A 22,692-nucleotide genomic window follows, 5' to 3' on the forward strand; every position below is an offset into this window, starting at 1 on the left:
CCAATCATCGATGCGATCGGGTGCCCCGGCGGCTCGTGACCTGTGCGCCGCCGGTCGGCCCGCCGGCCACCGCCGCCGGGTCGTCGCCGGTCGGCACCCCCCGACCGGCCGTCCGAGGGAAGGCAGGAACCCCATGCGTCGTACCACCGTCCTGGGCGGGCTGGCCACGGCCGCGCTGCTGGCCGCCGCCGCCCTGCCGGGCGCGGCCGCCGCCGCGCCCGCCGCCGACGCGTTCACCCGCGCCGTCGCCCAGCTCAAGGCACACTCCGGCAGCACCCTGGTCGACGACGGGCAGAGTTTCACGCTCCGCGACGTCGTCACCGACGCGGACGGCGCCCAGCACGTCCGGCTCCACCGGTACGCCGACGGGCTGCCCGTCCTCGGCGGCGACCTGGTGGTCCACCTCGGCAGCGGCAACTCCTGGCGGGGCACCAGCCAGAGCATGACGGCCGCGCCGCGCCGGGGCGCGAAGGCGACCGTCGGCCGGGCCGCCGCCGGCCAGGTCGCGCTCGCCGCCTCCACCGCCACCGCCCGCCGGGTCGCCGGCACCCAACTGGTGTACGACGCCGGCGACACCGGCACCGCCCTCGCCTACGAGGTGGTGGTCGGCGGCATGTACGCCGACGGCACCCCGAGCGAGCTGCACGTGCTCGTCGACGCGAGCACCGGCGCGGTCCGCGACTCCTGGGAGGGCGTGCAGCGCGAGGGCACCGGCAACACCTTCCACTCCGGTACCGTGCCGCTGGGCACCACCGCCGCCGGTGGCACGTACCAGCTCAACGACGGCGCCCGGGGCGGCCACAAGACGTACGACCTGAACGGCGGCACCACCGGCACCGGCGCCCTGGTCAGCAGCGCCACGAACGTCTTCGGCGACGGGACGCTGGCCAACCGGCAGACGGTCGCCGCCGACGCCCACTACGGCGCGGCCGTGACCTGGGACTTCTACAAGAACACCTTCGGCCGCAACGGCATCCGCAACGACGGTGTCGCCGCGTACAGCCGGGTGCACTACAGCTCCAACTACGCCAACGCGTTCTGGAGCGACTCCTGTTTCTGCATGACCTACGGCGACGGCGGCTCCGGCTGGTACCCGCTGACCTCCCTGGACGTCGCCGGGCACGAGATGACCCACGGCGTCACCAGCAACACCGCCGGGCTGGTGTACCGCGGTGAGCCCGGCGGCCTCAACGAGGCCACCAGCGACATCTTCGGGACCCTGGTCGAGTTCTCCGCGGCCAACGGAAACGACCCGGGCGACTACCTGATCGGCGAGAAGCTGCGCAGCACGCCGTTGCGCTACATGGACAAGCCCTCCAGGGACGGCTCGTCGGCCGACTGCTGGTCCAGCTCCCTCCGCTTCCTGGACGTGCACTACTCCTCCGGCGTGGCGAACCACTTCTTCTACCTGCTCGCTGTCGGCAGCGGCGCCTCCGCGTACGGCGACAGCCCGACCTGCAACGGCAGCACCGTCACCGGCATCGGCAACGCCAAGGCCGGGGCGATCTGGTACCGCGCGCTGACCACCTACATGACCTCGCGGACCAACTACGCGGGCGCCCGCACCGCCACCCTGTCGGCTGCCGCCGACCTGTACGGCAGCGGCAGCACCGAGTACCAGACGGTCGCCGCCGCCTGGTCGGCCGTGAACGTCAACTGACCCACCGACTGGCCGACGACGCACCACGGGGGCGGCCCGGGCCGCCCCCGTCCGGCTGGCGTTGCCGCCGTTCGTGGCGTCCGGGCGGATTGCCGCTGCCTGTGGCGTCCGGGTGGGGTGCGCCGCCGGCCAGCGGGTGGCCGGGCGTGCGGCCGTGCGACTACCCGGCCGGCCCGGCTCCCGGGGCCGGCTCCGCGTCCCGGGCGTACCGGAGCATCAGCACGCCGTCCGCGGCGGCCAGCACGTGCCGCAGCGGCAGCTCCCGGTGCGGGCTGGGGGCCCCGGCGGTGATCCGCCCCGGGCCCGCCCCGGCGAGCAGCGGCGCGACGGTGAGGCAGACCTCGTCGACCAGGTCGGCGGCGGTGAGCGCGCCGAACAGGTGCGGGCCGCCCTCGCAGAGCAGTTGGCCGAGGCCCCGCCGGCGCAGCTCGGCGAGACCGGTGGCCAGGTCCACCCGGTCGGTCCCGCAGCGCACCAGATCGGCCACCTCGGCCAGGCCGGGGGGCGCCTCGGCGGCGGCATGGGTGAGCACGACCGGTCGCACCGGCGCGTCGGCGAAGGCGGCCTGCGCCGGGTCCAGGTCCAGCGAGCCGGAGACCACGACCAGGGTCGGGTACTCGGCCAGCCCCCGCGCGCGGCGCCAGGCCCGGCGCGGCCCGCTGAGTCGTACCGCGCCGTAGCCCTCGTGCCGCAGGGTGCCGGCGGCCACCAGCAGGCCGTCGCAGAGCATCCGCAGCAGCCCGAACACCCGCTTGTCCGGCTCGCCGGAGAGCCCGGCGGAGTAGCCGTCCACGGCGACCGCGCCGTCGACGCTGGTCACGAAGTTCACCCGCAGGTGGGGACCGGCGGCCCGGCCGTAGAGGGCGGTCAGCTCCGCGTCGTCCAGCGGTGCCGGGGACGGGGCCGGCCACAGCCGGGAGATCGGGCTACCGGCGCTCATTCGCCGGCCGGACCGGTGACCGGAGGGGTGGGCTCGGGGGTGCGGTGCTGGCAGTCGCACCAGTTCCGGCCCGGACAGTCGTCGTGCCGCCGCTCCCGGCAGGCTCGGCAGATCATGCCGGCAGCCTATGCCGGGGAGGGACGGGACAGCGCACGGCCCGGCGGATCCTCCAGCTGAAGGTGAGCGGGCCTGCCCGCCGGAGGACGTCGACGGCCGCCGTGGTGGGAGGTCCGATACACGGCGGTAACGATCTGGGAACGCTCCCAAAGGCTTATTGACACCTCCCGGACTCGCCGGCTCTCTCATGGGAGCGCTCCCGCCCTGTGTCGCGGATCTCTCCCCGAGCACACCGGGCGCCCTCCGCGGGCCCGTCCTCGGCGGCGCGCGACTGCACAGCACCCCACCACACGACACAGCCTCACCACTGAAAGAGGGGTCTCGGATGAGCGTCCCAATCCGTCGTCGGCGGCTCGCGGCCATCGCGCTCGCGTCCGTCGCGGTGATCGCCACCGCCTCCGCCTGCGGCGACGACTCGTCGGAAACGAGCAGCAGCGACGGTCCGGTCACGCTGGTCGTCGACGTCTTCGGCGACCAGGGCTTCGGCTATGACGAGCTCTACAAGCAGTACGAAGCGGAGCACCCGAACGTCAAGATCCAGGAGCGCGGCAAGGGCCTCGGCCTCGGTGACTACAACACCCGGCTGACCCAGCAGATCACCGCGGGCTCCGGCGCCGGCGACGTGGTGGCGCTCGAAGAGGGCACGATCGTGCAGTTCTACGCCCAGTCCGACAAGTTCGTGAACCTGGCCGACCACGGCGCGAACGACCTCAAGGGCAACTTCCTGCCGTGGAAGTGGGAGCAGGGCACCACCCCGGACGGCAAGGTCCTCGGCCTCGGCACCGACGTCGGCTCGATGGCGCTGTGCTACCGCAGCGACCTGTTCAAGGCCGCCGGCCTGCCGACCGACCGAGAGCAGGTCGCCGCCCTCTGGCCGACCTGGGACGAGTTCATCGCCACCGGCCAGAAGTTCGCCGCCGCCGACAAGAAGCACAAGTTCGTCGACTCGGCGACCAACTTCTACAACGTCGTGCTGATGCAGATCGCCGGCTCCGGCTCCGGCCACACCTACTACGACAAGAGCAACAAGCTGGTCATCGGCGAGAACGCGGACATCAGGACCGCGTACGACCTGACCACCAAGATGATCTCCGCCGGCCTGTCGAACAACCTCCAGTCGTTCTCGAACGAGTGGAACGCCGGCTTCAAGAACGGCACCTTCGCCACCATCGCCTGCCCCGCCTGGATGACCGGTGTCATCAAGGGGCAGGCCGGTGACGCGGCGGCCGGCAAGTGGGACGTCGCCAAGGCCCCGGGCAACGGCGGCAACTGGGGCGGCTCCTTCCTGGCCGTGCCGAAGTCCAGCAAGCACACCAAGGAGGCCGCCGAGCTGGCGAAGTTCCTGAGCAGCGCCAAGGGCCAGACCGAGGCGTTCAAGAAGGTGGGCAACCTGCCCTCGTCGCCGCAGGCCCTGGCCGACCCGGCCGTGGCCGACTCGACCAACGAGTACTTCAGCAAGGCCCCGGTCGGCAAGATCTTCGCTGCCGGCGCGACCGACCTGAAGCCGGTCTACCTCGGCCCGAAGAACAACGCGGTCCGCACGGCCGTGGAGAACACCCTGCGCGCCGTCGAGCAGGGCAAGTCCGCCGCCGAGCAGTGGCAGTCGGCGTTGAAGAACGGCGCCGCCGCCGGCAAGTGACCGGCCGAACCGACCACGGGTGGCGCCGACAGTGCGACTGTCGGCGCCGCCCGCGGTGCCCGGTAAGCCCCGGCGCCGCCCGCGCGGCCGGCCGGTAAGCCCCCGGCGCCGCCCGCGCGACGGGTCGCGCCGACCGACGAGAAGGACCGTCGATGAGCCTGGACCTTGACACCGCAGCGCCCCCCGGCGGGGGCGGTGACCGCGCCCGCCCGGCCCGCGCCGCGCACCGCCGCCCGGCCTCCCTCACCCGGCTGGACCTGAAGTACTCCCCGTACCTGTACGTCCTGCCGTTCTTCGCGATCTTCGCAGTCTTCAGCGCGTACCCGATCGGCTACACCGTCTGGATCGCGCTCACCGACCGGTCGCCGCTGAACGCCACGATCAGCTTCGTCGGCCTGGACAACTTCGTCGAGCTGTTGACCGATGACCCGCAGTTCTGGAACGCGGTGGTCAACACGTTCGGCATGTTCGTGCTCTCCACCGTGCCGCAGCTCCTGCTGGCGCTGGTGCTGGCCAACGCGCTGAACCGGAAGCTGCGCGCGCAGACCTTCTTCCGGATGGCCATCGCGATGCCGATCATCACCTCCACCGCCGTGGTGGCGCTGATCTTCTCGATGATCTACGCGAAGGACTTCGGCCTGGTCAACTGGCTGCTCGACCTGGTCGGCCTCGGCCCGATCGACTGGCGGGCCAACCGCCTCGCCTCCTGGTTCGCCATCTCGACCATGGTCGACTGGCGCTGGGTCGGCTACAACGCCCTGATCTACCTGGCCGCCATGCAGTCGATCAGCAAGGACATGTACGAGGCCGCGGCGCTGGACGGCGCGTCCCGCCGCCGCCAGTTCTGGTCGATCACCATCCCGCAGCTCCGCCCGACGATCATCTTCACGCTGATCATCTCGACCATCGGCGGGTTGCAGCTCTTCACCGAGCCGCTGCTGTTCACCAGCGGTTCCGGGGGCATCTCCGGCGGCTCCGAGGGGCAGTTCCAGACCATCACCATGTACCTGCTCGACGTGATGAACACCCGGTTCCGCTGGGGGTACGCCGGCGCCGTGGCGCTCGTGCTGTTCCTGCTCATCGCGCTGGTGTCGCTGGTGAACTACCTGCTCGCCCGCCGCATCAGTTCCGACAAGTGAGGGTTGCGCCCAGATGACGACCACGACGCTCCGCCCACCCGTACGCCCGGCCGCGAAGGCGCCGCGCGACGCCCACCAGGCCGACCGGCTCTGGAAGGCCACCCCGCTGACCTGGTTCGGGCTGGTCCTCGGCGTGATCCTCTCCCTATTCCCGTTCTACTGGATGATCGTCATCGCGTCCCGCACGAACGACGCCGCCAACTCCTGGCCGCCACCGTTCCTGCCCGGCGGCAAGCTCGGCGAGAACATCCAGCGGGTGCTGGAGAACGGCGACGCCAACATCGTCAAGGGGCTGATGAACTCGTTCCTGGTCTCCGGGACGATCACCATCGCCACGGTCTTCTTCGGCTCCCTGGCCGGGTTCGCGTTCGCCAAGCTGCGCTTCCGCGGCAAGAACGCGATGCTGCTGGTCATCCTCGCCTCGATGATGGTGCCGATCCAGCTCGGCGTGCTGCCGCTGTACATCCTGATGGCCGAGCTCGACTGGCTGAACACCATGCCGTCGGTCACCGTGCCGTTCCTCATCGGCGGCTTCGGCATCTTCATGATGCGCCAGTACGCCGAGCAGGCCGTCCCCAACGAGCTGATCGAGGCGGCCCGGGTGGACGGCTGCTCCACCTGGCGCGTCTACTGGCACGTCGTCGTCCCCGCGCTGCGGCCGGCGGCGGCGGTGCTCGGCCTGCTCACCTTCATGGAGCAGTGGAACCAGTTCTTCTGGCCGTTCGTGGTGCTCGCCGACCCGGCCAACCCGACCGTGCAGATCTCGCTGCGCAGCCTCAACACGGCGTACTTCGCCGACAACTCGCAGATCTTCGCGGGCACGTTGATCGCCACGCTTCCGCTGTTCATCGTGTTCGTCCTGTTCGGCCGCCAGATCATCGGCGGGATCATGGAAGGTGCCGTCAAGTCGTGACCGAGCCGACCCGCCCGCCTGCCGTCGGCGTCCTCGACCAGGGCCCCGCGCGGCCCTTCCCGCCCGGCTTCCTTTGGGGGGCCGCCACCGCCGCGTACCAGATCGAGGGGGCCGCCGCCGAGGGCGGACGCGCCCCGTCGATCTGGGACACCTTCAGCCACACCCAGGGGCGGACCATCGCCGGGCACACCGGCGACGTGGCCTGCGACCACTACCACCGGATGCCCGACGACGTGCGACTGATGGCCGACCTCGGCCTGAGGTCGTACCGGTTCTCGGTGTCCTGGCCCCGGGTGCAGCCGGGCGGCTCGGGGGCGGCCAACCCCGAGGGGCTGGACTTCTACCGGCGGCTGGTCGACGAGCTGCTGGGCCACGGCATCGAGCCCTGGCTGACCCTCTACCACTGGGACCTGCCCCAGCCGCTGGAGGACGCCGGCGGCTGGCCGGCCCGGGACACCGCGGCCCGGTTCGCCGACTACGCGCGGCTCGTCGCGGACGCGCTCGGCGACCGGGTGCGCTACTGGACCACGCTCAACGAGCCGTGGTGCTCGGCGTTCCTCGGGTACGGCTCGGGCGCGCACGCGCCCGGGCGCACCGACGGGGCGGACGCGGTCCGGGCCGGGCACCACCTGATGCTCGGGCACGGGCTGGCCGTCCGGGCGCTGCGGGCGGCCCGCCCCGACGCCCAGCTCGGCATCACGGTGAACCTCTACCCGGTCGACCCCGCCAGCGAGGCGCCCGCCGACGTGGACGCGGCCCGGCGGATCGACGGGTTGGCCAACCGGTTCTTCCTCGACCCGGTGCTGCGCGGGTCGTACCCGGACGACCTCCGGGGGGACCTGGCGCCGGTCACCGACTTCGGGCACGTGCGCGACGGCGACCTGGAGATCATCTCGACCCCGCTCGACCTGGTCGGGATCAACTACTACAGCCGGCACGTGGTGGCCGCCCCGGTCGAGGGGGAGCAGCCGCAGGACTACTGGCGGGCGTCGACCTGCTGGCCGGGCAGCGAGGACGTCCGGTTCGTCACCCGGGGGATCCCGGTGACCGACATGGACTGGGAGATCGACGCCCCCGGGCTGGTCGAGACCCTGGAGCGGGTGCACCGCGAGTACACCGACCTGCCGCTCTACGTGACCGAGAACGGTTCGGCGTTCGTCGACGCGGTGGTCGACGGTCAGGTGGACGACGTCGACCGGTTGGCCTACTTCGACTCCCACCTGCGGGCGGCCCACGCCGCGATCGATTCCGGGGTGCCCCTACGGGGCTACTTCGCCTGGTCGCTGTTGGATAATTTCGAGTGGGCCTGGGGGTACACCAAGCGCTTCGGCATGGTGTACGTGGACTACGACAGCCAGGCCCGCATCCCCAAGTCCAGCGCCAGGTGGTACGCCGAGGTGATCCGACGCAACGGTCTGGCCGCACAATAGGCGGGGCCAGCCAGTGACGGGCGGACCCGGCGTTCACCCCCGACGCGGGGGCGCGCCGGGCCGCCCGATGTCGGAGGAGCAGACATGACAACGCAGCGCACGCGGTCGCTCGGGCGTCCGACCCTGGACGCGGTCGCCGCCCGCGCCGGCGTCGGGCGTGGCACGGTCTCCCGGGTGGTGAACGGCTCGCCCCAGGTGAGCCCCGAGGCGCGGGCCGCGGTGCAGCAGGCCATCGCGGAACTGGGGTACGTGCCGAACCGGGCGGCCCGGGCGCTGGTCACGCAGCGGACCGACTCGGTGGCGCTGGTCGTCTCCGAGTCCGGGGACCGGGTCTTCACCGAGCCCTTCTTCGCCGGAATCGTCCGGGGGGTCAGCTCCGGGCTGCTGGAGACGCCCCTACAGCTCTGGCTGGCGATGGTGCAGTCCCCGATCGAGCGGGAGCGGGTCGAGCACCACCTGACCAACCAGCACGTCGACGGCGTGCTGCTGCTCTCCCTGCACGACGCCGACCCGCTGCCCACCCTGCTGGAGGAGCGCGGCCTGCCGACCGTGCTCGGCGGCCGGCCGGCCCGGATGCTGCAACCGGGCGCGCAGCCGGCGCACTACGTCGACGTGGACAACGTCGGCGGCGCCCGGCATGCGGTGGAGTACCTCTTCGACCGTGGGCGGCGGCGGGTCGCCACCATCGCCGGCACCCAGGACATGGGCGCCGGCCTGGCCCGGTTGACCGGCTACCGGGAGGCGGTCCAGGCCACCGGGGCCGGGCTCAACCCCGACCTGATCTCGTACGGCGACTTCAGCGAGGGCAGCGGGGCGGCCTGCATGCGCCGGCTGCTGGAGGTCTGCCCGGACCTCGACGCGGTCTTCGTCGCCTCCGACCTGATGGCCTTCGGCGCGCTGCGGACGCTGCGGGCGGCCGGGCGGCGGGTGCCGGAGGACGTGGCGGTCGTCGGCTTCGACGACGCGCCGGTGGCCCGGCAGGCCGACCCGCCGCTGACCACGGTCTTCCAGCCGGTCGAGGAGATGGGCCGGCAGATGGCCCACCTGCTGGTCGCCCGCATCCGGGGCGAGGATCTCCAGGCCAACCACATCCTCCTCGACACCCACATGGTCCGCCGCGCCTCGGCCTGACCGACCCCTGCCCCGCCACCCCCCCTCGCCACCCCTCGCCACCCCCTCTCGCCACCTCTCGGCGTCGATCATGGAGCGATGGTGCCCGGTGTGCCCCGTCATGCCCCTTTCGTGGGGCGCCACAAGTCCATGATCGATGCCGAGGGGTGGAGGAGGGGGAGGGGGAGGGGGGGTTCAGGGCCAGCGGCGGAGTTCGCGTTTGGCCAGGGAGGAGCGGTGGACCTCGTCGGGGCCGTCGGCCAGCCGCAGGGTGCGGGCCTGGGCCCAGAGGGCGGCGAGCGGGGTGTCCTGGCTGACGCCCGCGCCGCCGTACCCCTGGATGGCCTTGTCGATCACCCACTCCGCCATCGCCGGGGTGACGATCTTGATGGCCTGGATCTCGGTGTGCGCGCCCCTGTTGCCGACGGTGTCCATCAGCCAGGCGGTCTTGAACACCAGCAGCCGGGCCTGCTCGATGCGGACCCGCGACTCGGCGATCCACTCCCGGACCACGCCCTGCTCGGCCAGCGGCCGGCCGAACGCGATCCGCTGGTTGGCCCGGCGGCACAGCAGCTCCAGGGCCCGTTCGGCCATCCCGATCAGCCGCATGCAGTGGTGGATTCGCCCCGGGCCGAGCCGGGCCTGGGCGATGGCGAAGCCGGCGCCCTCGGCCCCGACCAGGTTCTCCGCCGGCACCCGGACGCCGGTGAAGTCGATCTCCGCGTGCCCGCCGTGCGACGCGTCGCTGTAGCCGAACACCGTCATCCCGCGCCGCACGGTCACCCCCGGGGTGTCCCGGGGCACCAGGATCATGCTCTGCTGGCGGTGCCGGTCGGCGTCGGGGTCGGTCTTGCCCATCACGACGAAGATCTCGCAGCGCGGGTCCATCGCTCCGGACGACCACCACTTGCGGCCGTCGACCACGTACTCTGCGCCGTCGCGGGTGATCCGGGTGGCGATGTTGGTGGCGTCGGAGGAGGCCACCTCCGGCTCGGTCATGCAGAACGCCGAGCGGATCTCGCCGTCGAGCAGCGGCTTCAGCCAGCGCGCCCGCTGCGCCTCGGAGCCGAACTCCGCCAGCAGTTCCATGTTGCCGGTGTCCGGGGCGGCGCAGTTGACCGCCTCCGGGGCCAGGTGCGGGCTGCGCCCGGTCAGCTCCGCCAGCGGCGCGTACTGGAGGTTGGTCAGCCCGGCGCCGTAGCGGGGGTCCGGGAGGAAGAGGTTCCACAGGTCGCGTCGGCGTGCCTCGGCCTTCAGCTCCGCCAGCACGGGCGACCGCGACCACGGGTCGCCGGCCGCCGCGACCTGCGCGGCGTGCACCGCCTCGGCCGGATACACGCACTCGTCGAGGAACGCGGTCAGCCGCGCGCGCAGCTTCTCGGTGCGGGCGTCGAACTGGAAGTCCATCAATTCTCCCTGACTGCGCGCAGCCCGTGCTCGACCAGCGGCGCCACCAGCTCGCCGATCCGGTCGAAGCCCCCGCCGAGCGTCTGCCCGAGGGTGTGCCGGTAGTGGATACCCTCGCAGATCACCGCGAGCTTGAAACAGCCCAGGGCGACGTGCCAGTGCAGCGGGCCGACGTCGACGTCGCTGCGGCCGGCGTACCGGTCGATCAGCTCGGCCCCCGAGGGGAAGCCGGCGCGCGGGCCGAGCCCGTCGGCGACCGGATTGTCGACGGCCGCGTCGCTGTCGCCGAGCACGGTCCAGTACGTCAGCAGGAGCCCGAGGTCGGCCAGCGGGTCGCCGAGGGTGGCCATCTCCCAGTCCAGCACGGCCCGCACCGACACCGGGCCGGGGTGCGGGCCGGCCGGTCCCGCGGCGTCGGGGGTGCCGGTCGCGGCTGCGGCGGAGTGCGTGCCGGCCCCGGTCGGGCCGGCCGCGACGGTGGCGAGCAGATTGTCCAGCCGGTAGTCGCCGTGCACGATCCGGCCCGCGTTCGCGCCCTCGGGGACGGAGCGAGCGAGCGCGTCGCGCAGCTCGTCGACGCCCGGCAGCGGACGGCTGCGGGACTGGTCGAGCTGGCCGGCCCAGCGCCGGACCTGCCGACCCAGGAAGCCCTCGGGGCGGCCGAAGTCGGCCAGCCCGACCGCGGCGGGCTCGACCGCGTGCAGGGCGGCCAGGGTGTCCATCATCGCCGTCGCCAGGTCGCGCCGCTGGCCGTCGGTCAGCGGGTCGGTCTGCGACCGGCTGCGGAACACCTCGCCGTCGACCTTCTCCATCAGGTAGAAGGGCGCGCCGATCACGTCGGTGTCGGGGCAGAACAGCAGCGCCTCGGGGACCGGCACGGCGGTCGGGGCCAGCGCGGAGATGATCCGGTGCTCCCGGGCCATGTCGTGCGCGGTGGCCAGCACGTGCCCGAGCGGGGGCCGGCGCAGCACCACCTCGTGCCCGCCGGAGCGGAGCAGATAGGTCAGGTTGGACTTGCCGCCGGCGATCAGCCGGGCCCGCAACGGCGCGGCGGCCAGCTCGGGGCGCCGCGCGGCCAGGTAACCGGCGAGCCGGTCGAGGTCCAGCCCTCTCGGGGCACCGGCAGCGCTGCCCGCGTCGGCGACGGCCGGATCGGTCATCCGAATAGTTGATGGCACCTCAGCCTTCTTGTCAAGGCGGGATTTTCCCCGGGGACATGCCACGGCAACAGGGGCGAAATGGTCAACCGGCAGGCTGGGCCCCAGCCTGCCGGCCGCCCCGTGCCGGCCCGCCGAGCGGAGGGACGACCATGTTGCTGAGAGTTCGGGTGACCCTGCCGGACCGTCCCGGCACCCTCGGCCAGGTGGCCCGCACACTCGGCGTCTCCGGTGCCGACATCGTCCAGGTCGTCGTCCTGGAACGGCTCGGCGGGCGGGCGGTCGACGACTTCACCGTGGTCTGGCCGGGGGTCGCCCGGGTGGAGCGGCTGCTGGCCGGCCTGGCCGCCATCCCCGGGGTCCGGGTCGACGGCGTCTGGCGGGCGATCGGCGCGCCGACCACCACCGGGCAGGACGCGGAGCTGCTGGCCCAGGTCGCCGGCAACCCGGCCGACGGGCCGGCCACGCTGGTCGACGCCGTGCCCGGGCTGCTCGCCGCGGACTGGGCGGTGGCCGCGGTGGTCCCGCTGGACTGGGCGTCGCGCACCGGCTCCGGCAGTGGCGACGCCACCGTGGCGCACGCGAGCTGGCGGGCGCCCGGCCCGCCCGCGCTGCCGGAGGTCACCCCGCTGCGGGCCCGCGCGCTGACCAGCACCGACGGCACCCACTACGCGATCGCGCCGTTCGGTCGGGCCGGCCTGGTGCTCGTGGTGGCCCGGGACCAGACCGAGATGCTGACCCCCGCCGCGTTCCACTCCACCGAGGTGGACCGCCTCGCCCAGTTGGTCCGGGCCAGCGCGGTGATCCTCGGCGACCGGCTGGACCTGGTGGGTGCCCCGCCGGTGGTGGCCGGCGGTTGAGCGACCGGGCCCCGGTGCGGGGCCCGTCGGCCGGTCCGGGTCCCGACGCGGGACGCGGACCGGCGGAAACAGTACGGACCCGGCCGATGCGGCCGGGTCCGTACTGCGCCTGCGCCGGTGGCCGGCCCGCACTCGTGGCGCCGGTCACGGCCTGTGGCGCGGGTCATGCCGGCGGTTCCCGGGCCGTCACCGCCGGGCAACGGCCCGGCAACAGCGGCCCGGCATCGTCGTGGGCGGGGAAGGGAGACAACCATGGCGCTGTGGCGGATCCGAGCCACCGTGGACGACCGGCCGGGTTACCTGTCGGTGCTCACGGCGAGCCTCGCGTTGCGCGGGGTCAACATCCTCACCGTGCAGGTGCACACGACCGAGGTGGGCGCGGTCGACGACTTTCTCGTCGACGCGCCCGACTCGCTCGACGAGGCGGAGCTGGTCGCGGCCGTGGAACGGGGCCGTGGGCGGGACTGCTGGGTGGCCCGCAGCGAGGCGCGCGGCCTGGCCGACCAGCCCACCCGGGTGCTCGGCCTGGCCACCCGGCTGGTCCGGGACCCGGGGGCGACGGGGGAGGCGCTGCGCACCCTGCTCGGCGCCGACGAGGTCACCTGGCGACCCACCCCGGTCGGCGGCGGCGTCACCGGCACCACGATGGCGCTGCCCGACCCGACCGGCGGGTCGTACGAGCTGAACCGGGCCGCGCCGACCTTCACCCCGGCCGAGTACGCCCGGGCGCAGGCGCTCGCCGAACTCGCTGCGACCGTGGCCCACCGGACCGCCGGCCAGGTCACCCTGGTGCTGCCCGACGGCGCCGAGCTGGTCGTCCGGCCGGCGAGCGCCGACGACCTGGCCGGCGTCCTGGAGCTGCACCAGCGGTGCTCGGCTCGGACCCGGCAGCGCCGGTACCTCAGCGGGGCGGCACTGCCCACGCCGGCCCGGTTGCGCCGGCTGCTGGAGCCGATCCAGGGCCTGACCCTCGTCGTGACCACGATCGGCTCCGGCGGGGCGGCGGAGCCGGTCGTCGCGTTGGCGAACCTGCTCGCCGAGGGGGACGAGGCCGAGGTGGCACTGCTGGTCCGCGACGACTGGCAGCGGCGGGGACTTGGCTCGGCCCTGCTGCGCCGGCTGGTGGGCCACGCCGAGCGGGCCGGCCTCGCGGCCCTGCAACTGCACGTCCAGGCGGAGAACGCGCCGATGCTGCGCACGCTGGCCCGGCTCGCCCGGCCGACGGCGGCGGAGCGGGACGGCTCCGTGGTCACCGTCACCGTGCCGCTCGCCGCCGCCGCGGTGCCCGGGGTGGTGCCCGTCCAGCGGCGGTGACCCGGGTCGACTCAGGGGGACCTGCTCGATCGCGGCCACCCGGTGGCGCTACCGCCGCCGGGTGGGCCCCTGCCGCGCCGGGGGCGTCGGCAGGGGCCCGGCGGGCACCGCGTCAGGTGGCGGGGTAGCTGTTGTAGTCGGGGAAGTTGCCGTAGAGGCGGTTCTCGCCGCCGACCGTGACCGCCTGCACCAGCAGGTCGCCGCCGACGAAGGCGCCCTTCCAGGAGGCGCCCCGGCCGCCGAACGGCTCGTCCCGGTCGCCGCGCGAGCGCGGTTTGTTGATGCCGACCTTGAACGCCTGGAGGTCGACCGCGATCTTGCCGGCCAGCTCCTCGTCGTCGCAGGCGAGGCTGGCGACCAGTGCGCCGTTGGAGGCGTTCATCGCGGCCAGCAGCTCGTCGGTGGTGTCCACCACCACGATCGTGTCGACCGGCCCGAACGGCTCGGCGTGCATCAGCCGGGACCGGCCGGGCGGGGCGAGCAGCACCGACGGGGCGACGTACGCCGAGGTGTCCTGGCCGTCGAGGAACGGCGCCCCGGCCAGCTTGCCCCGGTGCAGCGGGACGGCGCCGCCGCGGACCGCCTCGTCGACCTTGCGGCGCAGCTCGTCGGCCTTGGCCCCGCTGATCAGCGGGCCGAAGTCCAGCTCGGGCAGCGGGTCGCCGGCCCGCCAGTTCTCGTCCACCGCGAGTGGATGGCCGAATCGGATCGAGCGGACCACCGGCAGGTACATGTCGAGGAACTCGTCGACCAGGTCGCGCTGGACCACGAACCGGGGGTACGCGGTGCACCGCTGCTTGCCGTACTCGAAGCCCTTCCTCAGGTGCCCGCCGAGCAGCTCCCACTGGGAGAACTCCCAGATGCCCCAGGCGTTGAGGCCCTCCTGCTCGATGAAGTGCCGCTTGTCGGAGTCGAGCAGCGCGGCGGCGACCTTGCCGCCGTTGGACCGCCCGCCGACGAACGCCACCGCGCCGATCTCCGGCGCCCGCACCAGCACCTCGGACAGCTCCTCGCCGCCCCCGGAGACCAGGGTGGCGGGGAGCCCGGCGCGGCGCATCAGCGCGTGCGCGACGGTGAGGCAGACCGCGCCGCCCTGGGACGGGGTCTTCGCGATCACCGCGTTCCCGGCGAGTAGCTGCACCAGCTCGGCGTGCACCAGCACGCTCATCGGGTAGTTCCAGCTGGCGATGTTGCTGACCGGGCCGGGCAGCGGCTCCCGGCCGTCGGCCAGCATCCGGTCGATCTCGGCGACGTACCAGCGGACGCCGTCGAGGGCCCGGTCCACGTCGGCGCAGGCCAGCCGCCAGGGCTTGCCGATCTCCCAGACCAGCAGCAGGGCGAGCAGGTCACGGTGGGCGGTGAGGGCGTCCAGGGCGTCGGTGACCCGGGCCGTCCGCTCGGCGAGGGGGGTCCGCGCCCAGTCGCGATGCGCGACGGAGGCGAAGGCGACCGCGGCGCGGGCGGCGTCGGCGTCCAGCCGGGGCAGGTTGACCAGGACCGTGTTGTCGACCGGGGTGCGGACCGGGTGCGGCACGCCGACCGCCCGCCAGTCGCCCTCGACGAGGTTGCGCAGGGTGGTCACGCCGTCCGCCTCGGGCCCGAAGGCCTCGGGTGTGGCGGCCACCGCTCGGGCGAGGGTCTCGGCCCAGGCGGTACCGTCGGCGAGTCGTAGAGCCATCGGGTCTCCTCAGGGTGAACCGGGGAGCGGCGGCGTCGATGGCACCGCTGGTGGCCGTACTGTGGCGTGCCGGCGGGGCGGCGGCAACAGTACGTTCGTATCTCAGGACGTCAGCCGGCCTCCCGGCCGCCGGCCGCGCGCCAGCCGGGCCGTGCCGACCGGCCCTGACCAGCGGGTACGCGGCCATGGAATCGGGTCTGATCGATAATGTGATCCCGTTCGGAGTGACGTTGGCCGCTCTTGCGCCTCGCCCGGATCGATGCCGGGGGCCTGGGCGACCGTGCGGGGCGATCCGGCGCGGCGGGCCCCGGGGCGACCCCGGCACTCACGGGCACGCGGACCGGCCGCCGGACGGAGGTCCGGCGGCCGGTCGCGGGCGCTGCCCGGAAGCGGTCGGCCGATGGCCGCGGGTGCTGTCCGAGGGTCAGCTGGTGAAGGTGATCCGGTCCCGGCGGCGCCGCAGGACCATCAGGGCGGCACCGCCACCGATCAGCGCGACGCCGGTGAGCGCCATGCCGGTGACGGCCGCGCCGGTCAGCGGCAGGTCGCCGCCGCCCGTGCCGCCCGACGGGGAGGCGGGGGCGGTCGCCGACTCCGAGGGGGACGCCGAGCCCGACGGCACGGGCGACTCCGTCGCCGACGGGGAGCCCGACGGCGACGCCGAGGTCGACGGCGACTCCGACGGCTGCGGCGACTCCGGGGTGGACGGGGACGGCGACGGCGAGGGGGACTCGGTCGACGCCTCGCCGGCGCAGGTGTGGCTCACGTTGAATTTGGTGCCGGTCCCGCTGACCGTGGCGGACCCGCCGACCAGCGTCCACCCCGCCGGGGTGAACAGGTAGGCGTGGATCTGCCGGGGGGCGCGGCCGCCGGTGGAGTAGAAGAAGTCGGGGTACGCGTCCGAGCCGTCCGGGATCCTGACCGTGACGGCGGCCGTGCCGTCGTCGAAGGTCAGCGTCAGGCTCTCGAAGCTGCCGGACTCCTTGCCCGGCAGCACGAAGTGCCAGCCGTCGTCGCCGGCCGGGAGGCCGGCGAAGCGCTCGTCGTCGCAGACCTGGGTGAAGTGGGACGCCGTCTGTCCCTCGTGGGCCGGGTTGAGGCCGATGGTGCTCGACGCCCACGCCGGGGTGGCGAGGGCGAGGGAGGCCGCGGCAGCGGTCGTGGACAGGGCCGCGCGCGCAAGGCGCCGACGCTGAGGCATGGGGATTCCTCCGGGGAAAGACGAGGGGTCGTCTCATGATCGCACGCGGCGGGCCGGCTGCGGGCATCGGGCGAATGGCCTGAGCTGGGGCGACGCGCGTCGAATCCCCCTCTCTGGCGGGAGATTATCGTCACTGGGCGGCGTGTCGGGGTAACGCTTTCGGCCCCGCCGACGCCGGCCCTGCCGCCGGAACCGGCCAATGATCGACACGGTGTCCCTGACATCGGCGCCTCCCGGTGACCCGACACCGCCATGTCACGGACACCGTGTCGATCACGACTCGGTCCTCGGCCCCGGACGGTCGTCGGCGCCGGACGGCCGGGTCGGCGGGACGACGCGTCAGTCGGGCAGGTCGTCGGCGAGCAGGTCCATCAGCAGGCCGTCGTGCCAGCGGCCGTCCTCGCCGCGCTCGTAGCGGCGCAGCACCCCGACCGGGCGGAAGCCGACCTTCGCGTACGCGCGGATCGCGGCGGTGTTGGCCGCCGCCGGGTCGATGGTGAACCGGTGGTGGCCGTGGTCGTCGATCAGGTGCCGGGCCAGGGTGCGGATGGCGTCCCCACCCAACCCGCCACCGCGTACCTCCGGGTCGAGGAAGAGGTCGAAACTGGCGTGCCGGTAGTCGGGATCGCCCTCGGCGTACCACTGGATGGCGCCGACGACCCGGCCGTCGTGCTCGATCGCGTACACGGTCAGCACGTCGTCGGCCAGGTCGGCGCGTACCGCCCCGGCCAGGTCGTCGCTACCGCGCCACCAGCGCCGCACCTCGGGCGTGGACCGGATCGCCGCGAGGACCGGCACGTCGGCGTCCGTCGCCGGTCGTAGCGTGACCGCCCTGCCCCGTAGCACCGGCACCGGGCTCAGCCCCGCAACTCGCCGTGCTCGACGCAGACCGCCGCCCAACCGACCGGCAGCACCTGCACCTTCATCCGCCGCCGGCAGCGCGCACAGAACCGGGGCGGCTCCAGATCGCGCGCCGCCCGGCACGCGGCGTGGCTCCCGGTGTCGGCCGGCTCCCCGCACCGGTCGCACCACACCTGCGTCGTGGTCATCGGCGTCGGCGTCACAGCGTCGCGGAGAGCGCCTTGACCGGCATCTTGAGGTCGTCCAGCAGCGCCAGGTCGTCGGTCGCCGGCCGGCCCAGCGTGGTCAGGTAGTTGCCGACGATGACCGCGTTGATGCCGCCGAGCAGGCCGTCCCGGGTACCCAGGTCGCCGAGCGTGATCTCCCGGCCACCCGCGTACCGCAGGATGGTGCGCGGCATGGCCAGCCGGAACGCGGCGATGGCGCGCAGCGCGTCCTTGCCCTCGACCACCGGACGGTCGCCCAGCGGGGTGCCCGGGCGCGGGTTGAGGAAGTTCAGCGGGACCTCGTGCGGGTCCAGCGCGGCGAGCTGCGCGGCGAACTCCGCGCGCTGCTCCACCGTCTCGCCGAGGCCGAGGATGCCGCCGCAGCAGACCTCCATGCCGGATTCGCGGACCATCCGCAGCGTCTCCCACCGCTCCTCCCAGGAGTGGGTGGTGACGACGTTCGGGAAGTAGGAGCGGCAGGTCTCCAGGTTGTGGTTGTAGCGGTGCACGCCCATGTCGACCAGCTCGTCGACCTGCTCCTGGCTCAGCATGCCGAGCGACGCGGCGACCTGGATGTCGACCTCCGCCCGGATCGCGGCGACGCCCTCGCGCATCTGCTTCATCAGCCGGGCGTCGGGGCCGCGCACGGCGGCCACGATGCAGAACTCGGTCGCCCCGGTCGCCGCGGTCTGCTTCGCCGCCTCCACCAGGGAGGGGATGTCCAGCCAGACCGAGCGGACCGGCGAGGTGAACAGCCCGGACTGCGAGCAGAAGTGGCAGTCCTCCGGGCAGCCGCCGGTCTTCAGCGAGACGATGCCCTCGACCTCGACCTCCGGGCCGCACCAGCGCATCCGCACGTCGTGCGCGAGCTGGAGGACGGTGGGGAGGTGCTCGTCGGGCAGGTTCAGCACGGCGAGGACACCGGCCTCGTCGAGGCCGACGCCGTTCTCCAGAACCTGGGTCCGGGCCTGGTCGAGGATCTCTGGCATGGCTCGTACCCTACAAGGCCACCCCGGCCCGGAGAAACGCCCGAGTTCGCACGTCCGGGCGGCTCCCGCCACCCCCGGCCCGCTGCCGGGCGACCCCGCGCGCCGACCGCCGCGACCCCGCCCGACCGCCGTACCCGCGCCGCGCGCGGTCCCTGGTGCCACCCCGGTCGGGACCGCCGGTGGTCCCGCGTGCCGTAGCCGCGCCACGCCGGACCGTGGGCCGCGGGTGGTAACTTCGCCCGGCGTAAGCGGCCGTGGCGGACGGCCGGGACCGGCGGACGTGGGGAGCGGGGCGTGGCGGACTGGCTGGCGGCGCTGCACCGCCGTGCCGAGCTGCGGGCGAAGGCGGGACTGACCCGCCGGCTGCGCCCCCGGGCCGCCGGCGACGCCGTGGTCGACCTCGCCGGCAACGACTACCTCGGCCTGGCCACCCACCCCGAGGTCACCGCCGCGGCCGGGCGGGCCCTCGCGGCGTACGGGCTGGGCGCGACCGGCTCCCGGCTGGTGCGCGGGTCCACCGACGTCCACCACGGGCTGGAGGCCGCCCTCGCGGGCTGGCTCGGCGCCGACGCCAGCCTGGTCTTCTCCTCCGGCTACCTGGCCAACCTCGGCGCGGTCCGGGCGCTGGTGCAGCCGCGTACCCTGCTCGTCTCGGACGCCCACAACCACGCCTCGCTGATCGACGGCTGCCGGATCTCCGGCGCGCAGACCGTGGTCACCCCGCACGCCGACCCGGCGGCGGTGGCCGCCGCGCTGGCCGCCGCGCCCGGCCGCCCGGCCGTGGTGGTCACCGAGTCGGTCTTCTCCGTCGACGGCGACCTCGCCCCCCTCGCCGAGCTGCACGCCGTGGCCCGCCGGCACGGCGCCCTGCTGTTGGTCGACGACGCGCACGCGCTCGGCGTCACCGGCCCGGCCGGCGCGGGCGGGGTGGCCGCCGCCGGGCTCGCCGGCGAGCCGGACGTGGTGGTCACCGCGACCCTGTCCAAGGCGCTGGGCGGCGCGGGTGGCGTGGTCGCCGGGCCGGCCGAGTTCGTCCGGCACCTGGTGGAGACCGGCCGGACCTTCATCTTCGACACCGCCCTGCCGCCGGCCGTGGCCGCCGGGGTCCGCGCCGCGCTGGACCTGGCCCGCGCCGGCGACGACCTGCGCGCCGAGCTGGCCGAGCGGGCCGCGGAGACCGTACGCCGGCTGCGCGCCGCCGGGCTGACCGTCTCCGCGCCGGACGCCGCCGTGGTGTCGGTGACCGCTCCGGGCCCGGAGGCGGCGACCGCCTGGGCCGCCGACTGCGCCGACCGGGGGGTGGCCGTCGGCTGCTTCCGTCCGCCGTCCACCCCGGACAGCCGGTCCCGGCTGCGGCTGACGATCAGCGCCGGGGTGCCCCGGGCGGACTTCGAGCGGGCCCTCGACGTGATCGTGGAGTGCGCCCCGTGACCGGCCGGCCCGGTCGCGCCGGGGCCGCCGTGGCGGGCGTCGGGACGCCGGGCGCGCGGGACAGGGCTGGGGCCGGCGTGCCCCGCAGGAACGGGTGGAGGTGACGTCGTGAGCGGGGCGTGGACCGGACCGGTGCTGGTCACCGGCACCGACACCGGGGTCGGTAAGACTGTGGTGACGGCGGCGGTGACGGCCGCCGCGCAGGCCGCCGGCCTGCGGGTCGCCGTGGTCAAGCCCGGCCAGACGGGTACGGCCACCGGCGACCCGGGCGACGTCGACTCGGTGACCCGGCTGGCCGCCCCGCTCACCGGCCGGACCCTGGCCAGCTACCCCGACCCGCTCGCCCCGCTCGCCGCCGCCCGGGTGGCCCGGCTGGAACCGCTGGAGCTGTACGCCGCCGTCGACGCCGTCCGCGAGGAGGCCGACAAGCACGACCTGGTGCTGATCGAGGGGGCCGGCGGGCTGCTCGTACCGATGGGGCTGCGCCCCTCGGGGGAGCCCTGGACGGTGGCCGACCTGGCGGTGGCGCTGGGCGCCCCCGCCGTGGTGGTGGCCCGCGCCGGGCTGGGCACCCTCAACCACACCGCGCTGACCCTCGAGGCGCTCGAGCGGCGCGCGGTGCCGGCCGGAGTGGTGATCGGCGCCTGGCCGGCGACCCCGGAGCTGGTGCACTGGGCGAACCTGACCGACCTGGTGCCCAACCTGTTCGGCGCGTTGCCGGCGGGCGCCGGGGCGATGGACCCGGGGGTGTTCCGCCGGTCCGCCCCGGGCTGGCTGACCCCGGCGCTGTACGGGGTGCTCGACGACTGGCGCGCCTGGGCCGAGGACAGTAGCTGACCACCGGCCCGGCCACGGTCCGTCGAGCGGCCACCTGACTTTCGTCGGTGCCCGGGCCCGACCACTGTCGGTAGCCTGGCCGACGTGCGGCGGGAACGGTGGGGACGGTGGGGTGGCGGCGGCCGGGGCGGGCCGGCGCGGCCCCCGTCGTCGCGGTCCCGACCGGCGCGCTCCCGGTCGCTGCGGGACGGACTGTCGCGGGGTGGGCTGCTGGGGGACGGGCTGCTCTGGGCGGTGGTCGCCGCGCCGATCGGCTTCGCCCGGCTCACGCCGCCGTACGACGGGTACAGCGTGCCGTTCGGGCTCGGTGCCCTGCTGCTGCTCGCCGTAGCCGTCCGGCTGGGCCACCGCCGGCCGTTGCCCGCGCTGGTGCTGGTCGTGCTCGGCTCCCTGCTCGACGGCAACTTCGTCTTCGCCATCCCGGTGTTCAGCTACCTGGCCGGGCGGCGCAGCCCCGGACCCGCCCCCGCCGCGGTGGTGTTCGGGGTGATCGCCGCCGGCGGCACCGTCCTGAACGTGGGACTGCTCGGCGCGGGCGCCGCGACCTGGTTCCTGCTCGCCTCGGTGCTGCTCTTCGCGGGGGTGTTCCCGTGGCTGGTCGGCCGGTACCGGCGGCAGCAGCGGGAGCTGGTGGTGGCCGGGGACCGGCACGCCGAGGCGGTGGCCCGGGAGCGGCGCGGCGCGGCGGAGCGGATCCGGCTGCGGGAGCGGGCCCGGATCGCCCAAGAGATGCACGACTCCCTCGGCCACGAGCTGAGCCTGATCGCGCTGCGCGCCGCCGCCCTCGAACTGGCCGACGACCTGCCGGCCCGGCACCGGACGGCGGCCGGGGAGCTGCGCGCCAGCGTCGCCGGGGCCACCGAGCGGCTGCACGAGATCATCGGGGTGCTCCGGGAGGAGGGCGGCGGCACGGCGTCCACCCAGCCGGCCGGGGAGAGCGTCGCGGAGCTGGTCGACCGGGCCCGGGAGGCCGGGATGGCGGTGCGGCTGGACGGCGACCCGCTCGACCTGCCCGCGATGGCCGGGCACGCGGCGCACCGGGTGGTCCGGGAGGCGCTGACCAACGCCGCCCGGTACGCCCCCGGCGCGCCGGTCACCGTCACCCTGGCCCGCCTCGACGGCCGGGTCGAGGTCGGCGTGGCCAACGCCCCGCCGCCGGCCGGCCCGCTGCCCGGTCCGCCGTCCAGCGGCTCGGGCCTGCTCGCCCTCCGGGAGCGGGTACGCCTGGCCGGCGGCACGCTGACCGCAGGACCCGGGGCGGCCGGCGGCTTCGCCGTGCTGGCCCGACTCCCGCTCGCCCCCACCCCGCCGCTCGACCCCCCGTCGGCGGAGGCCCGCCCACCGCGGCACGGTCCGGCGCGGGCCCTCCCGGAAGATGCCCTCCCGGCCGATGCCCACCTGGTGGATGCTCATCCGGCCGATGCCGGCCCGGCGGAGGGACGGCCGGCGGAGGCGGAGCGGCGGCTGCGCGAGGCCCGTCGCCGGGTCCGGCGCAGCCTGGCCGCGGCGCTCGGTGCCCCGGTGGTCCTCGGGCTGGTGCTGACCCTGGTCTACTACCCGTTCGCCACGGCGGGCGCGGTCCTCGACGCCGTGACTTTCGACCGGCTGCCGCTGGGTGCCGCCCGGCAGGAGCTGGCCGGCCTGCCGCGTCGCCAGGCGGAGCCGCCGGCCGGGGTGCGCCCCGGCTGCGAGTACTACACCGACGGCAACTTCCCGCTCGCGCGGGCCACCTGGCGGCTCTGCTTCTCGGACGGGCGACTCGTGGGCAAGGAGCGGATCGAGTGATGGTCGTGGGCAAGGAGC

18 protein-coding genes and 1 pseudogene are annotated in these 22,692 nt (G+C 74.5%); 11 read left to right on the forward strand and 8 right to left on the reverse strand.

From position 1 onward, the window contains the following. Nucleotides 1-133: 133 nt before the first annotated feature. The gene (locus C5N14_RS07435) at nt 134-1,660 is read left to right on the forward strand and encodes a M4 family metallopeptidase (protein ID WP_117666746.1); all 1,527 of its coding nucleotides are present in this window, start codon (nt 134-136) and stop codon (nt 1,658-1,660) included. A 160-nt stretch (nt 1,661-1,820) separates the two neighbouring features. Here C5N14_RS07435 and C5N14_RS07440 read toward each other — a convergent pair whose 3' ends face one another. Beyond that, nucleotides 1,821-2,600, reverse strand: a complete 780-nt coding sequence (locus C5N14_RS07440) for a pyrimidine reductase family protein (protein WP_117666748.1) — start codon at nt 2,598-2,600, stop codon at nt 1,821-1,823. 442 nt (nt 2,601-3,042) lie between these two features. Here C5N14_RS07440 and C5N14_RS07445 point away from each other — a divergent pair, with 442 nt between their 5' ends. The 5 genes from C5N14_RS07445 (at nt 3,043) to C5N14_RS07465 (ending at nt 8,969) form a co-directional block, all read left to right on the forward strand. Further along, on the forward strand, nt 3,043-4,356 hold the full coding sequence (locus tag C5N14_RS07445) for an ABC transporter substrate-binding protein (RefSeq protein ID WP_117666749.1): 1,314 nt from the start codon (nt 3,043-3,045) through the stop codon (nt 4,354-4,356). 152 nt (nt 4,357-4,508) lie between these two features. Next, nucleotides 4,509-5,495 (forward strand): carbohydrate ABC transporter permease, encoded by a 987-nt coding sequence (locus tag C5N14_RS07450; RefSeq protein WP_117666750.1) that lies wholly within the window; start codon nt 4,509-4,511, stop codon nt 5,493-5,495. A gap of 13 nt (nt 5,496-5,508) precedes the next feature. Further along, nucleotides 5,509-6,408 (forward strand): carbohydrate ABC transporter permease, encoded by a 900-nt coding sequence (locus C5N14_RS07455; protein ID WP_117666751.1) that lies wholly within the window; start codon nt 5,509-5,511, stop codon nt 6,406-6,408. Next, nucleotides 6,405-7,838 (forward strand): GH1 family beta-glucosidase, encoded by a 1,434-nt coding sequence (locus C5N14_RS07460; RefSeq protein ID WP_117666753.1) that lies wholly within the window; start codon nt 6,405-6,407, stop codon nt 7,836-7,838. Before C5N14_RS07455 ends, C5N14_RS07460 begins: the two co-directional genes overlap by 4 nt. Nucleotides 7,839-7,922: 84 nt before the next feature. Next, nucleotides 7,923-8,969, forward strand: a complete 1,047-nt coding sequence (locus C5N14_RS07465; RefSeq protein WP_117666755.1) for a LacI family DNA-binding transcriptional regulator — start codon at nt 7,923-7,925, stop codon at nt 8,967-8,969. A 174-nt stretch (nt 8,970-9,143) separates the two neighbouring features. Here C5N14_RS07465 and C5N14_RS07470 read toward each other — a convergent pair whose 3' ends face one another. Both C5N14_RS07470 and C5N14_RS07475 read right to left on the reverse strand, forming a co-directional pair. Continuing rightward, entirely contained in the window at nt 9,144-10,355 is a 1,212-nt protein-coding gene (locus C5N14_RS07470) for an acyl-CoA dehydrogenase family protein (protein ID WP_117666757.1), read from the reverse strand. After that, a pseudogene (locus tag C5N14_RS07475) lies at nt 10,355-11,470 on the reverse strand (phosphotransferase family protein); the annotation flags it as partial. The gene C5N14_RS07470 and the pseudogene C5N14_RS07475, both read right to left, overlap by 1 nt. 194 nt (nt 11,471-11,664) lie before the next feature. Between C5N14_RS07475 and C5N14_RS07480 the strand changes: the two are divergent. After that, a complete protein-coding gene (locus tag C5N14_RS07480; RefSeq protein ID WP_117666762.1) occupies nt 11,665-12,372 on the forward strand; it encodes an amino acid-binding protein in 708 nt (235 codons plus the stop codon). Between the two features lie 252 nt (nt 12,373-12,624). Next, nucleotides 12,625-13,686: a GNAT family N-acetyltransferase gene (locus tag C5N14_RS07485; RefSeq protein ID WP_117666764.1), complete on the forward strand. Its 1,062-nt coding sequence runs from the start codon at nt 12,625-12,627 to the stop codon at nt 13,684-13,686. A gap of 112 nt (nt 13,687-13,798) precedes the next feature. Here the strand turns inward: C5N14_RS07485 and C5N14_RS07490 are convergent, their stop codons facing one another. The 5 genes from C5N14_RS07490 to bioB all read right to left on the reverse strand — a co-directional run bounded on the left by C5N14_RS07490 (nt 13,799) and on the right by bioB (nt 18,621). Continuing rightward, complete coding sequence (locus tag C5N14_RS07490) at nt 13,799-15,364, reverse strand: aldehyde dehydrogenase family protein (protein WP_117666766.1); 1,566 nt, start codon at nt 15,362-15,364, stop codon at nt 13,799-13,801. Between the two features lie 424 nt (nt 15,365-15,788). Continuing rightward, entirely contained in the window at nt 15,789-16,565 is a 777-nt protein-coding gene (locus C5N14_RS07495; RefSeq protein WP_117666768.1) for an LPXTG cell wall anchor domain-containing protein, read from the reverse strand. A 339-nt stretch (nt 16,566-16,904) separates the two neighbouring features. Continuing rightward, complete coding sequence (locus tag C5N14_RS07500) at nt 16,905-17,411, reverse strand: GNAT family N-acetyltransferase (protein ID WP_117666999.1); 507 nt, start codon at nt 17,409-17,411, stop codon at nt 16,905-16,907. An 11-nt stretch (nt 17,412-17,422) separates the two neighbouring features. Beyond that, complete coding sequence (locus C5N14_RS07505; RefSeq protein WP_117666770.1) at nt 17,423-17,614, reverse strand: hypothetical protein; 192 nt, start codon at nt 17,612-17,614, stop codon at nt 17,423-17,425. Nucleotides 17,615-17,625: 11 nt separating this feature from the next. Next, nucleotides 17,626-18,621, reverse strand: coding sequence for a biotin synthase BioB (gene bioB, locus C5N14_RS07510; protein ID WP_117666771.1), 996 nt, complete (start codon nt 18,619-18,621; stop codon nt 17,626-17,628). Between the two features lie 294 nt (nt 18,622-18,915). On the opposite strand from bioB, the gene C5N14_RS07515 reads away from it, so the two are divergent. From C5N14_RS07515 to C5N14_RS07525, 3 genes are all read left to right on the forward strand, one after another. Next, the gene (locus C5N14_RS07515; protein WP_117666773.1) at nt 18,916-20,052 is read left to right on the forward strand and encodes an 8-amino-7-oxononanoate synthase; all 1,137 of its coding nucleotides are present in this window, start codon (nt 18,916-18,918) and stop codon (nt 20,050-20,052) included. A 132-nt stretch (nt 20,053-20,184) separates the two neighbouring features. After that, nucleotides 20,185-20,889, forward strand: a complete 705-nt coding sequence (bioD, locus tag C5N14_RS07520) for a dethiobiotin synthase (RefSeq protein WP_117667001.1) — start codon at nt 20,185-20,187, stop codon at nt 20,887-20,889. An 84-nt stretch (nt 20,890-20,973) separates the two neighbouring features. Further along, nucleotides 20,974-22,674, forward strand: coding sequence for a sensor histidine kinase (locus C5N14_RS07525; protein ID WP_243639239.1), 1,701 nt, complete (start codon nt 20,974-20,976; stop codon nt 22,672-22,674). The last annotated feature ends 18 nt before the right edge of the window (nt 22,675-22,692 follow it).

The sequence above is a fragment of the Micromonospora sp. MW-13 genome (assembly GCF_003434305.1).
In the GTDB taxonomy this organism is placed as follows: Bacteria; Actinomycetota; Actinomycetes; order Mycobacteriales; family Micromonosporaceae; genus Micromonospora.

What these genes read in the sequence shown, in the direction of transcription:
- C5N14_RS07435 (WP_117666746.1), top strand. Translation starts at nt 134, where the DNA reads ATGCGTCGTACCACCGTCCTGGGCGGGCTGGCCACGGCCGCGCTGCTG.
- C5N14_RS07440 (WP_117666748.1), bottom strand. Translation starts at nt 2,600, where the DNA reads ATGAGCGCCGGTAGCCCGATCTCCCGGCTGTGGCCGGCCCCGTCCCCG.
- C5N14_RS07445 (WP_117666749.1), top strand. Translation starts at nt 3,043, where the DNA reads ATGAGCGTCCCAATCCGTCGTCGGCGGCTCGCGGCCATCGCGCTCGCG.
- C5N14_RS07450 (WP_117666750.1), top strand. Translation starts at nt 4,509, where the DNA reads ATGAGCCTGGACCTTGACACCGCAGCGCCCCCCGGCGGGGGCGGTGAC.
- C5N14_RS07455 (WP_117666751.1), top strand. Translation starts at nt 5,509, where the DNA reads ATGACGACCACGACGCTCCGCCCACCCGTACGCCCGGCCGCGAAGGCG.
- C5N14_RS07465 (WP_117666755.1), top strand. Translation starts at nt 7,923, where the DNA reads ATGACAACGCAGCGCACGCGGTCGCTCGGGCGTCCGACCCTGGACGCG.
- C5N14_RS07470 (WP_117666757.1), bottom strand. Translation starts at nt 10,355, where the DNA reads ATGGACTTCCAGTTCGACGCCCGCACCGAGAAGCTGCGCGCGCGGCTG.
- C5N14_RS07480 (WP_117666762.1), top strand. Translation starts at nt 11,665, where the DNA reads ATGTTGCTGAGAGTTCGGGTGACCCTGCCGGACCGTCCCGGCACCCTC.
- C5N14_RS07485 (WP_117666764.1), top strand. Translation starts at nt 12,625, where the DNA reads ATGGCGCTGTGGCGGATCCGAGCCACCGTGGACGACCGGCCGGGTTAC.
- C5N14_RS07490 (WP_117666766.1), bottom strand. Translation starts at nt 15,364, where the DNA reads ATGGCTCTACGACTCGCCGACGGTACCGCCTGGGCCGAGACCCTCGCC.
- C5N14_RS07495 (WP_117666768.1), bottom strand. Translation starts at nt 16,565, where the DNA reads ATGCCTCAGCGTCGGCGCCTTGCGCGCGCGGCCCTGTCCACGACCGCT.
- C5N14_RS07505 (WP_117666770.1), bottom strand. Translation starts at nt 17,614, where the DNA reads ATGACCACGACGCAGGTGTGGTGCGACCGGTGCGGGGAGCCGGCCGAC.
- bioB (WP_117666771.1), bottom strand. Translation starts at nt 18,621, where the DNA reads ATGCCAGAGATCCTCGACCAGGCCCGGACCCAGGTTCTGGAGAACGGC.